Annotated in this window: 13 protein-coding genes and 1 pseudogene; 5 read left to right on the top strand and 9 right to left on the bottom strand. The window is 61.0% G+C overall.

Annotation, left to right across the window (positions count from 1 at the left end; genetic code table 11):
* A pseudogene (locus Q0288_RS04220) lies at positions 1-333 on the bottom strand (hypothetical protein); the annotation flags it as partial.
* Positions 334-431: 98 nt separating this feature from the next.
* Between Q0288_RS04220 and Q0288_RS04215 the strand changes: the two are divergent.
* Positions 432-1,352 (top strand): methyltransferase domain-containing protein, encoded by a 921-nt coding sequence (locus Q0288_RS04215; protein WP_299427653.1) that lies wholly within the window; start codon positions 432-434, stop codon positions 1,350-1,352.
* Between the two features lie 63 nt (positions 1,353-1,415).
* On the opposite strand, the gene Q0288_RS04210 is transcribed toward Q0288_RS04215, so the two are convergent.
* A complete protein-coding gene (locus Q0288_RS04210) occupies positions 1,416-2,378 on the bottom strand; it encodes a PP2C family serine/threonine-protein phosphatase (protein WP_299427649.1) in 963 nt (320 codons plus the stop codon).
* A 123-nt stretch (positions 2,379-2,501) separates the two neighbouring features.
* On the opposite strand from Q0288_RS04210, the gene Q0288_RS04205 reads away from it, so the two are divergent.
* Positions 2,502-2,735 (top strand): hypothetical protein, encoded by a 234-nt coding sequence (locus Q0288_RS04205; protein WP_299427646.1) that lies wholly within the window; start codon positions 2,502-2,504, stop codon positions 2,733-2,735.
* Positions 2,736-2,890: 155 nt separating this feature from the next.
* Here Q0288_RS04205 and Q0288_RS04200 read toward each other — a convergent pair whose 3' ends face one another.
* The 6 genes from Q0288_RS04200 to proS all read right to left on the bottom strand — a co-directional run bounded on the left by Q0288_RS04200 (position 2,891) and on the right by proS (position 9,851).
* A complete protein-coding gene (locus Q0288_RS04200) occupies positions 2,891-4,135 on the bottom strand; it encodes an alkaline phosphatase family protein (protein ID WP_299427643.1) in 1,245 nt (414 codons plus the stop codon).
* A 68-nt stretch (positions 4,136-4,203) separates the two neighbouring features.
* The gene (locus tag Q0288_RS04195) at positions 4,204-5,442 is read right to left on the bottom strand and encodes an ABC transporter substrate-binding protein (RefSeq protein WP_299427640.1); all 1,239 of its coding nucleotides are present in this window, start codon (positions 5,440-5,442) and stop codon (positions 4,204-4,206) included.
* Between the two features lie 50 nt (positions 5,443-5,492).
* Positions 5,493-6,311, bottom strand: coding sequence for a carbohydrate ABC transporter permease (locus tag Q0288_RS04190; RefSeq protein ID WP_299427637.1), 819 nt, complete (start codon positions 6,309-6,311; stop codon positions 5,493-5,495).
* An 81-nt stretch (positions 6,312-6,392) separates the two neighbouring features.
* Positions 6,393-7,313, bottom strand: a complete 921-nt coding sequence (locus tag Q0288_RS04185; protein ID WP_299427634.1) for a carbohydrate ABC transporter permease — start codon at positions 7,311-7,313, stop codon at positions 6,393-6,395.
* 378 nt (positions 7,314-7,691) lie between these two features.
* Positions 7,692-8,414 carry an endonuclease III gene (gene nth, locus Q0288_RS04180; RefSeq protein ID WP_299427632.1) on the bottom strand — a complete coding sequence of 241 codons (723 nt, stop codon included), beginning with the start codon at positions 8,412-8,414 and terminating at the stop codon, positions 7,692-7,694.
* A gap of 3 nt (positions 8,415-8,417) precedes the next feature.
* The gene (proS, locus tag Q0288_RS04175; RefSeq protein ID WP_299427629.1) at positions 8,418-9,851 is read right to left on the bottom strand and encodes a proline--tRNA ligase; all 1,434 of its coding nucleotides are present in this window, start codon (positions 9,849-9,851) and stop codon (positions 8,418-8,420) included.
* A gap of 243 nt (positions 9,852-10,094) precedes the next feature.
* Between proS and Q0288_RS04170 the strand changes: the two genes are divergently transcribed.
* The 3 genes from Q0288_RS04170 to Q0288_RS04160 all read left to right on the top strand — a co-directional run bounded on the left by Q0288_RS04170 (position 10,095) and on the right by Q0288_RS04160 (position 14,778).
* A complete protein-coding gene (locus Q0288_RS04170; protein ID WP_299427626.1) occupies positions 10,095-12,746 on the top strand; it encodes a S8 family serine peptidase in 2,652 nt (883 codons plus the stop codon).
* Between the two features lie 62 nt (positions 12,747-12,808).
* On the top strand, positions 12,809-13,339 hold the full coding sequence (locus Q0288_RS04165) for a GNAT family protein (RefSeq protein ID WP_299427623.1): 531 nt from the start codon (positions 12,809-12,811) through the stop codon (positions 13,337-13,339).
* A gap of 209 nt (positions 13,340-13,548) precedes the next feature.
* Positions 13,549-14,778: a 2,3-bisphosphoglycerate-independent phosphoglycerate mutase gene (locus Q0288_RS04160; RefSeq protein ID WP_299427621.1), complete on the top strand. Its 1,230-nt coding sequence runs from the start codon at positions 13,549-13,551 to the stop codon at positions 14,776-14,778.
* 1 nt (position 14,779) lies between these two features.
* Here the strand turns inward: Q0288_RS04160 and Q0288_RS04155 are convergent, their stop codons facing one another.
* The gene (locus tag Q0288_RS04155; protein ID WP_299427656.1) at positions 14,780-15,943 is read right to left on the bottom strand and encodes a VanW family protein; all 1,164 of its coding nucleotides are present in this window, start codon (positions 15,941-15,943) and stop codon (positions 14,780-14,782) included.
* Between the last annotated feature and the right edge of the window lie 8 nt (positions 15,944-15,951).

Below are 15,951 nucleotides of genomic sequence, written 5' to 3'. Positions count from 1 at the left end.
AGCGGTAAGGTCGGACTTAAGGCCGCGCGGGGCCGTCCAGGAGATGCCGTTCCACTTGAAGTGGCGCAGGTGGCGCTTGCGAAGCTTGTCTTCAATTTCGACAATCAGATTGACCTCGGGGTCTTTGGGGTAGTAGTACAGGCGCACCGCACCCACTCCCGACAAAGCCTCTTCGGGCGGCATGGTATACAAAAGCGGACCATCGGCCTTGAGGCGGCTGCTGTAGCCCACTAAATTTTGCAGATCGTAAAGGGTCAGGCCCGGATGTTCAAAATCGCCCTCCAGAAATGCCCGCACCTTGCCAAAAGCTTGCTCGAGACCCACGTCCACCATAGGTCTGAGTCTACCATTGCCGTTTGGGGCGGTTGACTGGGGAAATGGGGTGTTTGAAGGTCAAAAGCGGCCAACTCCCAGGGTTATAATGTCCCTTCGTGTTGATTCGCGCCGGTGCAACCGACTTCCCCTTGCCCATGCCGCCCAGGATTCTCGAGGTGGGCTTTGGCGATGGGCGTTTTACCGCCCAGATTGCCCGCATGTACCCCGAGTGGCAGATTCTGGGGGTGGAAATTTCGGCGGGCTCGGTGGCCAGGGCTCTGGGGCGCTTTCGCCGCGAGGGTATTGGCAGTGTGCGGGTTTATCACGGCGAGGCTGGGTTTGCCCTGCGCAACCTGGTGGCCCCGCGTAGCCTCAGGCGGGTTTATGTGAACTTCCCCGACCCCTGGCCCAAGGCCAAACACCAAGCAAACCGCCTGTTGCAGCGGGCTTTTTTCCGGCGGCTCTCCACCCGGCTGGCCGAGGGGGGCGAGCTGCTGCTCACCACCGACCACGAAGATTACTGGAAGTTTGCCCAGGCCGAGGGCAGGGCCAGCGAAGTCTTCCACCTCGAGACCCCTCCTCCGCCTGACTTTCACCTCACCACCAAGTACGCACTGAAGTGGAAAGCGCAAGGCCGCCGTTTTTACCATGCTGTCTTTCGCAAGGCCGCCGAAGATCCCACCCCCTGGCCCCCCCTCCCGAGGTATCCCATGCCCCATGCCCTTCTAGCTGGCTCACTGCCCACCCTGGAAACCTTCGAGAAAACCGTCATCCGCTTTGCAGGCGGTACCGCGGTGCTGCTCGAGGCCACCCGGACGCTGACCCCCGAAGGCGGCTACTACTTCCACTCCCACATCGAGGAAGAAGACCTTGTTCAAGACGTGTTGTTGGAGGCCCGTCCCAGCGCCCACGGCCTGTATGTGGGGATTGGTCGCTTTGGTGCGCCCCTCAGCACAGCCGGGGTGAGGGTGGCGGTGGAATGGCTGGTGGGCTGGCTCGAGGGCCAGGGCCTGCAGGTGGTACAGCGTTCGTACTGATACCCTCCCGGGCGTGTGGGAACCCCGATCAATCCTGGTTGAGCCACTGGCTATCGGCACAGCTTAAGGGGTTCCGCCGCCGCCAAGCTGGTTAAACAGGACAAAACCCAGCAGACCAAACCACAACAAGAGCAGAATTACACTACCCCAGCGCTGCCAGAAGCTGGGTTTCTTCGGGGGTTCGGCAATCTGGGTGGTAAGCACTTCCGGGTCGGTGCCACTTTGCAGGTGCACCGGCTGGCCATCGTTGGCCTCCAGCGGGAGGGCGTAGGGCCTGGGGTTCTCCGAAACCTGGCTGCCAATCGTGACCACCACCGCGCTGATGTTGTCGGGGCCACCCCAGTCGTTGGCCAGTTTGATCAGTTTGGCCACTGCCGGTTCGGGGGGGTTGGTGAGGATCATCTCGGAAAGCACCTTATCTTCCAGCACCCCGCTCAAACCGTCGGAGCACAGCAAGAACACATCGCCGGGCCTGATCTTGATACCCACCAGATCCACCCGCGCACTGGGAAACGAGCCCAGGGCATTGGTGATGACGTTGCGCCAGCGGTGGTTGCGGGCCTCGTCTTCGTTCAGCAGGCCCTGGCGCACCCGGTCGGCTACCCAGGAGTGATCCTGGGTCAGTTGCATTAGTTCCCCGTCGCGCAACAGATAGGCCCTCGAGTCGCCCACATGGGCAATCAGGGCATAGGGCATATCTAGCCATAAGGCCGTGCAGGTGGTGCCCATCCCCCGCGATTCCGGCTTTTGCCCCGCCAGGTAGATGGACTCGTTGGCGGCCTCGTAGGCGTCCAGCAGCCCCTGGGGAGAGGGTTCGCTGCGCTTGAGCACCTCCACAATTTGGCTCACCGCCATCAGCGAGGCCACCTCACCGGTTCGATGCCCTCCCATGCCGTCGGCCACAATAAAAATACCGCCATAGGTGGTGACGAGTTGGCTAACCGCATCCTCATTTAGGGCGCGCTTACGGCCTGGGTCGGTCAAGGCCGCAGCAAACACCATCGGGAGGCTGTCAAAACCTGGCATACAAGGGGCATTATAGGTTACACCCGGGGAATATACGGCCAAAAATCACACAGCAATCCGTTAAATCGGCCCATTGCAGCAGTCTCATCATTTGCCTCATGGCTTTTGTCCTACCCTGAAGGTGTGAGACCGTTCAATTTCAATCTTCCGCGTGGCCCGGTGGGGGTGCTTTTGCTGGTTCTGGCCGGAACGGCTGGCCTGTTTCTGGCCTTCTGGCTCCTCACCACCCTGTGGGTGCTGGCTGTGGGGGCAGGCATTCTGGGAGCCCTGGCCTATGGCTGGCGGCGTCTGGAGGCCAGGTTCCGCCCTGGCCGCTGGCGCAGGCTGCCCCAGAGAAATCGGCACTGGGACAATTAGTTCCGGTTTTTCGCTTTCGTCGCCCCAACCACACCGGTCAATTTACCCAGGGCCAGTCAAGCGCTCCAAACCACCATTGGGCGGTATCCGGGGTAACAGCAACCTGGCGAGAACCGGCCAGGAAAGCCCTCGAGGCTATGGGTGGAGTGAGAATCTCATACCCCCACCGAGGCTGGCTCCAGTAGAGGCGGATCGGCAAAGCTATCGGGCGAGATGCCCAGGGCGGCCGCCAGGGTGGGGGCTACCTGGCTGGCCCGGGCCGTAGGAAGACGCTGTCGGGCAGTCTGCGGGCCCACCATTACCATGAAGCGTTCGTCGCCAGGGTGTCCAGGCCGCAGGCCGTGGGAGGAGCGCAGCCGGGGTTCTCCGATGGGTCCCTGGGCAGCCTGGGCCGGGTCGTACTCGAAACTACAGGACTCGGGCGCCAAAAAACAGTGTACCTGCTGGCGCTGCTCTGGTGGAAGGTGCTCATTGCTGTACTCCAGCACACCAAACTCCGCCAGCCGGGCGCGGGTCTCGGCAAGTGCTGCTGCACTTTGTGTAACCACATGCAGCATACTTCCCTCGCAGGCAAAGGTGGTGTTGGGGATGATAGCCTCTGGGTAGAGGGCTTTTTCGATGGGAGCGTGGCCATGATCGGAGAGTACTGCCAGGGTATACTCCTCCACCCCAGCTAACTCGAGCGCTGCAAGTAAATGCCCTACCAGAGAGTCGGCGTAGCTGAACGACCAGAAGGCTTGAGGGGTATCGTAGCCCGCGTAATGCTGGGCCGTATCTGGCAGCAGAACCTCGGTCATAACGAGATCTGGGGCATCTGGGGCCGTCGCCACGGCTGTAGCCAGATTAATGATCTGCATATCGCCCATTGCTGCCCGGGACAGCTTATCGTCAAGGTCGGGCAGCGCAAAGGGCTGCAGACCGGCTCTCAGGCGGTGCTGGTCTAGCTGCCCATCCAGATGTTCTACTGCGCGCCTCCAACCATGGGTGGTAGGGAGCGGGAAGGCATCGCGCGAGCGCTGAATGATATTCGTGGCCCACCACGGGGCCTTGTACAGGTCGGCGTCTTCCGGGCGCACCATACCGTAACCAATCACCGCACTGCTCCGGCCCGCCCGCCGGGCCTTTGCCGGAAGAGTTTCTACCCGTACATCGTCGGGGGTCGCGTGGCGGAACTGACTCCCGTCCCAGATCAGGTTGGCATAGATGCCGCTCTCGCTAGCCAGAGCCCCGGTCACAATCGAGGTACGGCCCGGAAATGAAGTCCCGCAGACCTCTGCGGCCAGACGCTCAACCACCAGCCCGCGCTCCGCCAGTCGGGCTAGATGCGGCATATAGGCCCTTCTCCGAGCAAAGCTATCGGCGCTGATACCATCGAGCATTATGACAATGAGTCTGGACATACCTTCCTCCTTAGCACCAAGGCCGAGGGAGCTCACTCTCACTCGGCCCGTACCTACGGTCAAGTGGGCTACCTGAACAGGTTGGCAGTCCGGTTTACCAGGTCGTTTATGCTGGCCTCTACCGGCCGGTTGTTTATCCAGATATCCTCGAGGGTTCTATTGATCTCCGTCATTGCCTGCAGATAGCCGGACTCGGTGGGCCGGGGCCGGGCAGTAGGGAGCTGCAACATTCCGTAGCCTAACCCTTGCTTACTTAGCAAGAAACGCTGGAATGCGGGGAGATCATTGGTAGCGCGCGCTATCGGTACCCAGTTGGTTTCCCGAATGAAGGCTAGCTGCTGTTCGGGGGTGTTGAGCCACTGGATAAAAGTCCAGGCGGCTCTTACCCGCTCTTCAGGTACCCCGCGAGGAATCGCCAGCGTAGCCCCGCCCACTGGCACTGCCGGCGCACGGAAGTATGGAAATCTGGCTACCCGCACCTGCGTGCGAAACCGTTCTTCTCCGGCCAGGGCTTTTAAGCCAGGGCGGCTGGCCACCGATAGAAACATGACCGCGACCCTACCCGCGATGAAGTCCTGCTGTGCGGTTCCAAGTTCCCTAGCTCGTATCACTGCGGTACCCTCGCGAATCATCGAAGTCCAGAGGTTGATGACTTCCAGCGCACGGGGTTCGTTCAGGGCCAGGTGGTGGTTACGCACCATCTCACCGCCATTGCTGAAGATGGCTCCCTCCAGCACCCAGGGAAAGGATGACAAGGCAAGCGCTGGCACCCCGGTGGCGGCTTTCACCTTGCGGGCAAACTCGGGGAACTCGGTCCACCGGCGCGGCGGTGCATCGAAGCCGGCCCGCCTTAACAACTCGGGGTTGTAGTAGGCTACCGGATTGGAGTTGTTCCAAGGGGAGACAAACACCCTGCCATCCCCATCGGGGTCTACCTGGCGACGGAAGACCGGCCAGAATCCGTCGAACATCTGCCTGAAGCCAGGCAGGGTGGATAGGTCTAGCAGATGGTTGGCCTCGGCCAGGCGGGGCCATAAGGCTACCTCGAGCTGCAACAGGTCGGCGGCTGGCTGTCCCGCCGCTATGCCCGCCAGGGCGCGCTGCAAGACTCCATCGTACGAGTTGGCAAACTCGGCCCGCACCTTTACCTGGTTCTGGCTCTGGTTGAAGCGATCCACGGTCTCGCGGATGATCTCGCCCAGCCGACCACCCAGGCCGTACATCAGGGTGATCTCGGTGCGCTGCTGGGCCAGGGCAGCCGATCCAATCACCATCAGCATCCCAATCGCCATCAGAAATCTCTTCATTTATTGCCTCCTTTTGAGCATCCCACGGGGAGTTAGCTCCAAACCACCACTCAACCTTTGAGTCCGCTGCTGGCTGCGCTTTCGATAAACCATTTCTGGGCCAGCAAATAGACCAGCAACATGGGCGCCACCGAGATAAAGGTGGCAGCCAGCACTACCGGGATATCGGTAGCCCCCTCGATGTTGTTGAACATGGCCAGGCCCACCTGGATGGTGCGGTACTCGTCGCGATTGGTAGCGATAAAAGGCCAGACCAGGGCATTCCAGCTCGCCAGGAAGGTGAGCACCGAGAGGGCGCTGATGGCCGGGGCATTGACCGGCATCAGAATGCGAAACAAAAAGGTGAGGGGCGTAGCCCCATCCAGTTTGGCCGAGTCGTCAAGCTCTTTGGGGGTCTGCATGAAAGCGTTGCGCAACAAGAAGATGCCAAAGGCGCTGGCTGCAAAGGGAATGATCAGAGCCCAGTAGGTGTTGTACCAGCCAAAGTTGCGAATGGTCAGAAAATTGGGAATCAGCAGCACATCCGCGGGAATCATCAGGGTGGCCAGGGCCAGCAAAAATAGGGCAGGCTTATAGGGGAAGTCCATACGGGCAAAGGCAAACGCCGCCAAGGAGGAGGTTAGAACCACCAGCAGGGTTGTGAAACCGGCTATCAGCAAAGTATTAAGCAAAAAGCGCCCCAGTGGAGCAGAGTTCCAGGCTTCTACGAAGTTTTCCCACTCCCAACTGTTGGGTATCAGGGGCCCAAAAAAAAGCTGGTCGGGTGCCTTGAAAGCTCCCAGCAAAAGCCAGATCAAAGGTGCGATAAAGAGCAGCCCTACCAGCAAGGAGAGGGCCTCGAGTACACGCTGTCGCCAAAACTTAGACATGGCGCTCCCCATTAAGACTGAGACTCAATCCGGTAGACAAGGCGCCATGACTATCCCAGAAGTTGCAAACAGGCGTAACTTTCACTGGTAATGCACCCGTCCTTCGGTGGCCTTGAACTGCACCCAGGCCAAAAACAGCAGCAGCAGTAACAGCACTACCGAGAGTGCACTAGCGTAGCCCATCTGAAAAAACTGAAAAGCGTTCTGATAGATATACCAGCCCAGCAGGTTGGTGCTGCCGACCGGGCCGCCGTCGGTGTTGAGCACCAGAATCAGGCCGTAACTGCGAAAAGTGCCCATTAAGGCAAGGAAAAATACCACCATGGTGGTAGGGGCCAGCAGTGGGATGGTAATCCGGGTAGCCGCCTGCCAGGGGGAGGCGCCGTCTACCCGGGCGGCCTCCTCGAGCTCGCGGGGAATTCCCTGTAAGCCGGCCAGAAAGATCACCGCAGACAGCCCCACACCCATCCAGACCGCAATGAGGATCACCGAAGCCAGGGCAGTCTGGGGGTGGGCCAGCCAGCGCACACCTTCGAAGCCCAAAGCTTGCAAAATCGCGTTGAGCGGCCCGCCGTTGGGATTCATCATGTGCAGCCAGATCAAGGCCGATGCCGTGACCGAGACTACGGTCGGTGCAAAGATGGCCCCTCTTAGAAAGCTCTGGAAACGGGTCTTGACGTTCATCAAGAAGGCCAGGGCCATGCCCAGCCCCACCAGCAGTAAGGTGACCGAAACGGCGAAAATGGTGGTTACTACCAGGCTATTGTGGAACTCTCGTCTGGTAAATATCTGCTGGTAGTTTTCCAGACCCACCCAGTTGGGAGCCCGCAGCAGATCGGCGTCGGTAAAGCTCAGGTAGATTACCCGCAGGAGCGGGTAATACTCGAAGACCGTAAACACCAGCAGGGCCGGCAAAAGATACGGCAACACATCAAGAAAACGCCCTACGCCACTGAATTTGGCGACGGGTCGAGCTTTGCCAAAGGTTCGTGCTACTTCCACGCAGAGGAGTCTAAAAGCCTATTGTCAACAGGTTGTGACTGATTATCAACTGACAAATACACCAGGCAGCTCAGCCCAGTAGGCATAGAGACTGGGGTGCTCCGGAAAGAAGCAGTCTGAAGACCGCAATTTACCATCGAGGTGGACCACAGCCGAGTGCGAGGCTTATGTCGGGTGAGGATGAGCAATAGTTGGGTAGAAAAAGGATAGGCAAGAGCGGTGGGTAAAGTTCCTTCGTTTGCCATCCTCTGGCAGGGCTGGCGGGCTCCATACCTGGGCAACTGTACGCGCGTGTTGAGAGACGCTGCCTCCAGGATGGGAGGTAACTGTCCCGTCCTGGAGACTCGCTACCCTAGTTGAACTGGCCCGAAGAACGCCCTACCAGGCGCCTTTGCTCCGGCAGTCGGCAAACAGCGGGCATCCTTCGCATTTCGGCTTGCGGGCCGTGCAGCGGTAGCGCCCGAAGAGGATCAGGGCATGATGCACAAAAACCCACTTCTCTCTGGGAAAGACTTTTTCCAGATCGGCCCCAATCTTTTCGGGGTCTTTCTGGTCAGACAAACCCAGCCGGCCCGCCAGGCGCATCAGGTGGGTGTCCACCGCAATGCCCGGTATCCCGAAGGCCGCCCCCAGCACCACTGTGGCGGTTTTCCAGCCCACCCCTGGCAGCTTTAGCAGTTGGGGCTTGTCTACCGGCACCACGCCGTTATGCTGCTCGACCAGCATTCGGGCCAGCATGACCAGGTTTTTGGCCTTGGAGCGGTACAGACCAATGGTCTGGATGCAGGGCTCGAGCTCCTCGGGTCTGGCTCTGGCCAGCGCAAAAGCATCGGGGTAGCGCTGGAAGAGGGCCGGCGTGGCCTTGTTCACCGAGACGTCGGTGGCCTGGGCCGAGAGCACCGTGGCAATCAGCAGCTCGAAGGCATTGGTATGGTTCAGTTCGGTAGCGGCCTGGGGGTAGAGCTGTTCCATCGCCGCCAGGACAAAGGCCGCACGCTGTTTCCTGGTCCTTAGCGATTCGCGCGGAAAACGTAGCTCGGCCTTGGCAGACCGTTTGCCATGGCTGTGCGCTTTCGGCTTTCGGCTTTCGGCCTTCGACATGACTCAGTACGCCCTGGCGAACAGAATCCGCTTGCCGTAGGCACTGGGCTTTCCGCAACGGATGCAGTGACCCTGGGCTTCGGGTTCGTCGTAGGGGACGCAGCGGGTGGTGGCAGTGGTCTCGGCCTTGATCTGTTTCTCGCACTCCTGGTCGCCGCAGTGGAAAGCCTTGACAAAGCCCAGCTCGACTTTTTCTTTGAACTCGTCGTAGCTATCCACCACCCAGGTGCGCGCCTCGCGGAACTGCTGTGCACGCTGGTAGAGGTCGTGCTGAAACTGCCCGAGCCTGCCTGGAACCAGGCCCGGCACCGCGGATAGTTGAACGGTTTCCTTACCGCCCAGGCGACTGGCCAGCACGGCGGTTCCGGCCTCCACATCGCGCGGCCCCATCTCGAGGCGCAGCGGCACCCCCTTCAGCTCCCACTCGTTAAACTTGAAGCCAGGGCTGTACTGGTCGCGGTCGTCGAGAAAGACCCGGATGCCAGCGGACTTAAGGTTGGTTGCCAGTTGCATCACTGCAGGCAGTACGGTCTCGCGGGTCTCGGCCTTGTAGATCGGCACGATCACCACCTGAATAGGAGCCAGCCGGGGCGGCATGATCAGCCCTTTGTCGTCGCCGTGGGTCATCACGATGGCCCCCACCACGCGGGTGGTAAAGCCCCAGGAGGTGGTATGGACGTGCTTGTTCTGCTGGTCTTTGTCTTGAAACTGGATCTCAAAGGCTCTGGCAAAGTTCTGGCCCAGGTAGTGCGAGGTGCACGACTGCAGGGCCTTGCCATCGCGCATCATGGCCTCGTAGCTGATCGAGTAGACCGCTCCGGCAAACTTCTCCGACTCGGTCTTGGGGCCTTCCCAGCCTGGGATTGCGCACCAGTCGCGCAAAACCGTAGCATAGACCCCCGACATGCGGCGGGTCTCTTCTTCGGCCTCTTCCTGGGTGGCGTGGGCGGTGTGGCCTTCCTGCCACAAGAACTCGGTGGTACGCAGGAATAGCTTGGTACGCAACTCCCAGCGCACCACGCTGTTCCACTGGTTCAGCAGTTGCGGCAGGTCGCGGTAGGTGCGGATCCACTTGGCCCACATATGCCCGATGATGGTCTCGGAGGTGGGGCGGACTGCCAGCGGCTCCTCCAGGGTTTCTCCGCCGGCCTGGGTCACCACTGCCAGCTCGGGCGCAAAACCCTCCACGTGTTCGGCTTCCTTCTGCAAAAAGCTCATCGGGATGAACAGGGGAAAGTAGGTATTGTGGTGGCCGGTTTCCTTAAACATCCGGTCTAGCTCGCGCTGGATGTTTTCCCACAGGGCAAAGCCATAGGGCTTGACCACCATCGTTCCCCGCACCGGGCCATAGTCCACCAGATCGGCTTTGAGCACCACTTCGTTGTACCACTCGTTAAAATCCTGGGATTGAGGAATTAAGCCTTTGTCCTTGGCCATACCGTGACATGATACCTGTTTGATCCAAAGGCCAGCGAATTTGCGCGTTGTTCCGTGCAGTACAAAGTTGCCACACAAGAAATTAACAAGAAATTACATATTTTGTAACGCCCATCTAACAGTCAGAATAACGCATGGGAACCACATAAAGCACCCCGCGGACTTGACAGCAAAAGTCAGGTTGCAGTTTGATAACCCTTGACCGAATCAGGTCTAGTTGAACTATCCCAAGGGAGGTCTACCGTGCGTAGATGGATGATTTTAGGGATCGGACTGGCCGCTTTGCTAGCTGCTTGTTCCGGCCCCCAGCGGGTACAGCCCGAGTTTGAGCCCGTGCAGCAGATTGCCACCGGCGTAGGCGCTCTGAACGCTGGCGGCGCCGAGATGGTGGACGAAACCCCCACTGCGTGGCTGGTGGAACTCTCGGGCCGATCCAGAATTGAAGGGGGCAGCGATGCCTCGGTTCAGGCCGACAAAGATAACTTCCGCGCCCAGGCTCGAGCCAACGGTGTGCGCTTCCGCGAACGCTTCGAGTTTAGCGAGCTCTGGAATGGCTTCTCGGTGCAGGCCAGCCCCGCCGAGGCCGCCAAACTGCGCAGCATCCCCGGCGTAAGGGCGGTCTGGCCGGTCATCCGGGTCGCTGCCCCCGAGCCGGTTGGCGGTGGCAGCGAGGCCGATATGATCACCGCCATCACCCAGACCCAGGTCAATCTCGCCCAGAGCAACCTGGGGTTAAGCGGGCGCGGCATCAAGGTTGGCATCATTGACACCGGCATTGACCTCCAGCACCCCGACTTTGCCGGGCGCATCCGCTACGGCTTCGACTTTGTGGGCGATGCCTTTAATGCCGACCCCGCCTCCCCCACCTTCAACCCGATCCCGGTACCCCAGCCCGGCCCTGGCTCCCGCCCTGGCGGCGACGACTGCAACGGGCACGGTACCCATGTCGCAGGCATCACCGGCGCCAACGGCACCGTCAAGGGGGTAGCCCCCGAAGTGACCCTGGGTGCATACCGGGTCTTTGGTTGCGAAGGCTCTACTACCTCGGATGTGATTATCGCAGCACTGGAAATGGCCTACCGCGACGGCATGGATGTGGTGAACATGAGCCTGGGCGCAGCCTTCCAGTGGCCCCAGTACCCCACCGCCGTAGTCTCCAACCGCCTGGTCAGGCGGGGCGTGGTGGTGGTGGCCTCGGCTGGCAACAACGGAGCCAACGGGGCATTCTCGCTGGGCGCACCGGGCCTGGGCGAGGATGTCATTGGGGTGGCCTCCTTTGACAACATCGCGGTCTTCCTCAATCGCTTTACTATTTCTCCCGATAACCTGCCCATCGGCTACGGCCCTGCCACCGCTGCCCCGGCGGCTCCCACCGCCGGCAGCCTGCCCATGGCCCGCACCGGAACCCCTGCCACCCCAAACGATGCCTGCCTTTCACTCCCTGCCGGTAGCCTGTCGGGCCGGGCCGTGCTGATCCGAAGAGGCGGCTGCACCTTCCACATCAAAGCCCTCAATGCCCAGAACGCGGGCGCAGCAGCCGTAGTCTTGTACAACAATGTTGCTGGCCGCTTCGCCCCCACCGTGGCGGGCACTCCCGCCATTACCATCCCGGTGGTGGCCATCTCCGACAGCGAAGGCGTACTGATCAACAACCGCATCGCTGCAGGCCCGGTTACCCTGACCTGGACCGATCAGCGGGGCTCCTTCCCCAACCCCACCGGCAATCTGATCAGCAGCTTCTCCTCCATCGGCCTCTCGCCCGACCTCAGCCTCAAGCCCGACCTGGGCGCCCCCGGCGGCCTGATCTACTCCACCTATCCACTGGAGCTTGGTGGGTTCGCCACCTTGAGCGGCACCTCGATGTCCAGCCCACATGTGGCCGGGATGGTGGCGCTCTACCTCCAGGCCCGGCCCAGCACCCCGGCCTCGGAGATGCGCACGATCCTGCAAAACACCGCCGATCCAAAGCTTCTTTCGGTTGCACCCGCTACTGGTTTACTGGACATCGTGCACCGCCAGGGCGCGGGCATGGTGCAGATCGTGGACGCCATCAACAGCACCACTCGCGTTGTCCCCGGCAAGCTCTCGCTAGGCGAGGTTGAGAGCGGATCCGTATCCCGCAGCATCACTGTCCGCAACCTGGGCAGCGCCAGCGAGACCTACACCCTGAGCCACGCTGCCGCCCCCGCCACGACCGGCACCTTCACCGTTAGCTACTTTGACGCCCCCGCTGTGGTCACCTTCAGCAGCCCCAACCTCACCCTGCCCCCAGGTGGCTCGGCCAGCGTGAACGTGACCGTCACGCCCAACCTCGGTCTGGCCAACCTGGCCCAGTTCGGCGGGTATGTGGTGGTACGCAACAGCGAAGGCGCAACCGTAGCCCGCATTCCCTACGCTGGGTTTAAGGGCGACTATCAGGGCATCGTGGCCCTGCGGTCTGTCACCTTCAGCAGTATCGGCACAATTCCCTGTGTGGCCAGGAGCGACCTGGTCTGCCTGACCAGCGCTAGCCCACCCAGCAGCCGCACCTTCACCCTGCAAGGCAACGATCTCCCCAACTTCCTGATCCAGCTCGCGCACCAGGTGAGCAGGCTCCAGTTCGAGGTGCTGCACGCCTCCAACAACCGCCCGGTACACCCGGTCTTCAACCGGTTTGTAGACCTGGAACTGGTCGGGCGCAACGCCACGGCTACGGGAGCTTTTATCTTTACCTGGGATGGCACCCGCATCCACAGCAACATGGACAACGGCAACGGCGACAACTCGCTGTTCAAGACCGTGCCTAATGGCAACTATGTGGTGCGCATCCGTGCCCTCAAGGCCCTGGGCAACGAGAACAACCCGGCCCACTGGGAAAGCTGGATCTCGCCGACCATCACCCTGGCCCGTCCGTAAGATTCACCGACCCGCAACGACCCGCTTCGGCGGGTCTTTTTTTCTCCCTATGCTCGGGGCAGATGGCACTGCGCGGCCCCCACATTCCGCCACGCCCGCCCCGCCCCGAGCACACCGAGGCCCTGTTTGCCCTGATGTCCGACCCCGAGATGGCCCCTTTTGTCTACTGGAACCCCCACCAGAACCACCACGAAACCTACCAGTATCTGGAGAAGCTACAGGCCAAAGAGGGCTTTTTTGTTATTGAGGTCGAGGGCCAGCCGGCTGGGGTAATTGGGTTACATCTTGACTGGGACAACAAGCTGGGCGAGACCGAGACCTGGCTGGGACGGGCCTACTGGGGCAGCGGCCTCAACACCAAGTCCAAGGTGGTGTTGTTCGATTTTGCTTTTGGGCCGTGGGATTTGCGCCGCATCCAGGCCATCGCTCACGTGCACAACCCTCGTTCGCAACGGGCACTGGAAAAGCTGGGCTTTAAGCGCGAGGGGTTGCTGCGCCGCTGGCGCTGGATTCGCGGGGAGCCGTGGGATTTCTACATGTACAGTCTGCTGCCCGAGGAGTGGATGTCGAGCCGGCCTCCCATTTACTATTAGCACAACGCCGCAGTCCCGTAGCGTTTGTAGCAGCCCTCTCCCCGTTGCAGGAGAGGGTGGCGACATCTCACAGCCCAACCAACCGCTGTTCAGGAGATGCTTATCTTTCGGAGTGTTGCCGGGTCAGGGGGTTGAGGCGGTGGAATACGGCCTGCGATAAAAACCTGGCAACTGGGCACAACCTGTGTGGTCGTCGGTAGAATGGGCGCATGGACATGCTTCCGGTTATCGAAGAATTGTCACAGACTACCCCCTCCAGGATCCTTCTGGTTGTGCTGGACGGCTTGGGGGGCCTTCCCCAGCAGCCTGGAGGCCCCACCGAGCTGGCCGCCGCCCACACCCCCAACCTCGATGCGCTGGCTAAGCAAAGTGCTCTGGGATTGCTCACCCCGGTCTACCCGGGTCTGACCCCCGGCTCTGGCCCCGGCCACCTTTCACTGTTTGGCTACGACCCCTTCAGGTATCTGGTGGGGCGGGGGGCGCTCTCGGCCATCGGGATTGGGGCCGATTTCCGCGATGGCGATGTGGGGGTGCGCGGCAACTTTGCCACTCTGGACAGCACCGGCCTGGTTAGGGATCGTCGAGCCGGTCGCCCCAGCGATGCAGAAAACCTTCGGGTGGTGGCCAAGCTCAAAGCCGCCATCAGCGCCATTGAAGGGGTGAGCATAACCTTCTACCCCGAGTCCGAACACCGTTTTGTGGTGATTCTGCGTGGGGAAGGTCTGGGCGACAGAGTCGGCGACACCGACCCCCAGAAAACCGGGGTTGCCCCGCTTCACTCGCACCCGCACAATGCCAGCGACCCGTCCAGCACCAGAACTGCCCGCATACTGAATACCCTCTCCGCTCGCATCCAGGAAATCCTCGAGGATGAGCCGAAAATCAATGGCGTGCTCTTCCGGGGGATTTCAGAAAAGCCCCAATTCCCCAGCCTGTCCCAGGTCTACAAGGTGAGGGCGGCTTGTGTGGCCAGCTACCCCATGTACAAGGGGGTGGCCAGCCTGGTGGGCATGGATGTGCTGCCCGTGGAGGGCCTCGAGGACGCCCTCGAGGGCAAGGTGAGGGCGCTCCAGGAGAACTGGGATAAGTACGACTTCTTCTATCTGCATTTCAAGAAGACCGACTCCACCGGCGAGGACGGCAACTTCGAGGAGAAGGCCCACAAGGTGGAGGTTTTCGACCGCCTGTTGCCCGAGCTACTGGCCCTCAAACCCGACGTGCTGGCCATCACCGGCGACCACTCCACCCCCAGCATTGTGAAAGCCCACTCCTGGCATCCGGTACCACTGCTGCTCCACGCCCCCTTGCTGCGCAACGACCCCGCTCAGCGCTTTACCGAAGACGAGGCTGCGGGGGGCAGCCTGGGGCATCTGCGCGGGGTGGAGCTAATGCCGCTGCTGCTGGCCCATGCGGGCAAGCTGCAAAAGTACGGGGCATGACCTAGCGATTGCGGGCCGGACGCAGGGCGGTTTGGGTGGGCAACTGATAGCCGTGGTCGCCCTCTGCGTCGTCGGTTGCAGCGGTAACGATCTGGCCCGAGGGAAGGCGGGTACCCTCGCCTACCAGCCAGACCGCGCCCCAGGGGCGGTAGGTGCTGGTCAGGGTGTCTTTGCTAATCCGCCCGTCTGTGAATCGAATGGTGCGATAGACGTTCACGGTAGCCCCTTCCGCGGCCCAGTCCACCTGTTGGAAACTTTGCTGGGGGAGTTGCGGGCTGACGATATAGCGGGTGGGAGGAGCCGGGATACGGTTTAGCGTAACCGGACTGCTCCAGCTCACACTGCGGTTTTTGGTGCCGAACATACGAAAAGTGACACTGTTGCGGCCCACACTGCTCTGGATCAGGATGTTGCCGGGGGTGTCGTTTTTGAATTTGAGGTCGAGTTGGGGTAGAAAAACCGCTGCATCGAGGCCGGTGGGCAGGTAGTAGCGCACCTGGTAGCTGTGCGGGCGGCGCTGCACGATGGGCAGGCCGGAGAAGTAGGCCGAGCGAAAGAGGGTGGTGGAAACCTGACACATGCCTCCCCCCACGCCTTCGACCGTTTGTTCCCCGGAGATCACAAAGGCTTTTTTGAAGCCAGTTCGCTCCGAGACCTCCCCCATCGCCCGGGCAAAGGAGAAGGTCTCGCCTGGAACCATCACCACCCCATGCAGGCGGCTGGCCCCCAGTGCAATGTTGAAGCGGCGTTCGTAGGACGACCCCCCAAAGTAGGTGGTAGCTTCCGCCAACAGTTGGCGGATACCTTGCTGGTAGTAGTATTGTGCTCCCCGGCTCGAGAGGGTGTGGGCTACCGGGAGCATGAACTCGGTCTGCCCGGCCTTGAGGGCCTCGAGGTAGAGCTGTCTGGCCCGCCTGACCGCAAAGCTGTGGCCCATCTGGTCTACCAGCACCCAGTCCTTCAGGGCCTGATCGAAGACCCACTGGGCTGCGCGGGGTGGGCGGGTGGCCTTGGTCAGCAAACCCTCGATCTGACCCACGCCGCCAATTTTGATGCGTTGCAGCACACCAACCGTAACGATCTCGCCTTTTTCGATGCGGTTCTCCTGGGCATAGTAAATACCATCCGGCCCGGCCAGGGCCACCGAGATCCCCAATAAAACCACGAAAGCAA

Origin of the sequence: uncultured Meiothermus sp. (assembly GCF_937863175.1) — a bacterium.
Lineage (GTDB): Bacteria > Deinococcota > Deinococci > Deinococcales > Thermaceae > Meiothermus.
The sequence above is the reverse complement of the archived record's forward strand: the minus strand, read 5'-3'. Positions and strand labels throughout refer to the sequence as shown.

Coding starts and splice junctions, on each gene's coding strand:
- Q0288_RS04195 (WP_299427640.1), bottom strand. CDS start 5,442: ATGAAGAGATTTCTGATGGCGATTGGGATGCTGATGGTGATTGGATCG.
- Q0288_RS04190 (WP_299427637.1), bottom strand. CDS start 6,311: ATGTCTAAGTTTTGGCGACAGCGTGTACTCGAGGCCCTCTCCTTGCTG.
- Q0288_RS04200 (WP_299427643.1), bottom strand. CDS start 4,135: ATGTCCAGACTCATTGTCATAATGCTCGATGGTATCAGCGCCGATAGC.
- nth (WP_299427632.1), bottom strand. CDS start 8,414: ATGTCGAAGGCCGAAAGCCGAAAGCCGAAAGCGCACAGCCATGGCAAA.
- Q0288_RS04165 (WP_299427623.1), top strand. CDS start 12,809: ATGGCACTGCGCGGCCCCCACATTCCGCCACGCCCGCCCCGCCCCGAG.
- Q0288_RS04210 (WP_299427649.1), bottom strand. CDS start 2,378: ATGCCAGGTTTTGACAGCCTCCCGATGGTGTTTGCTGCGGCCTTGACC.
- Q0288_RS04160 (WP_299427621.1), top strand. CDS start 13,549: ATGGACATGCTTCCGGTTATCGAAGAATTGTCACAGACTACCCCCTCC.
- proS (WP_299427629.1), bottom strand. CDS start 9,851: ATGGCCAAGGACAAAGGCTTAATTCCTCAATCCCAGGATTTTAACGAG.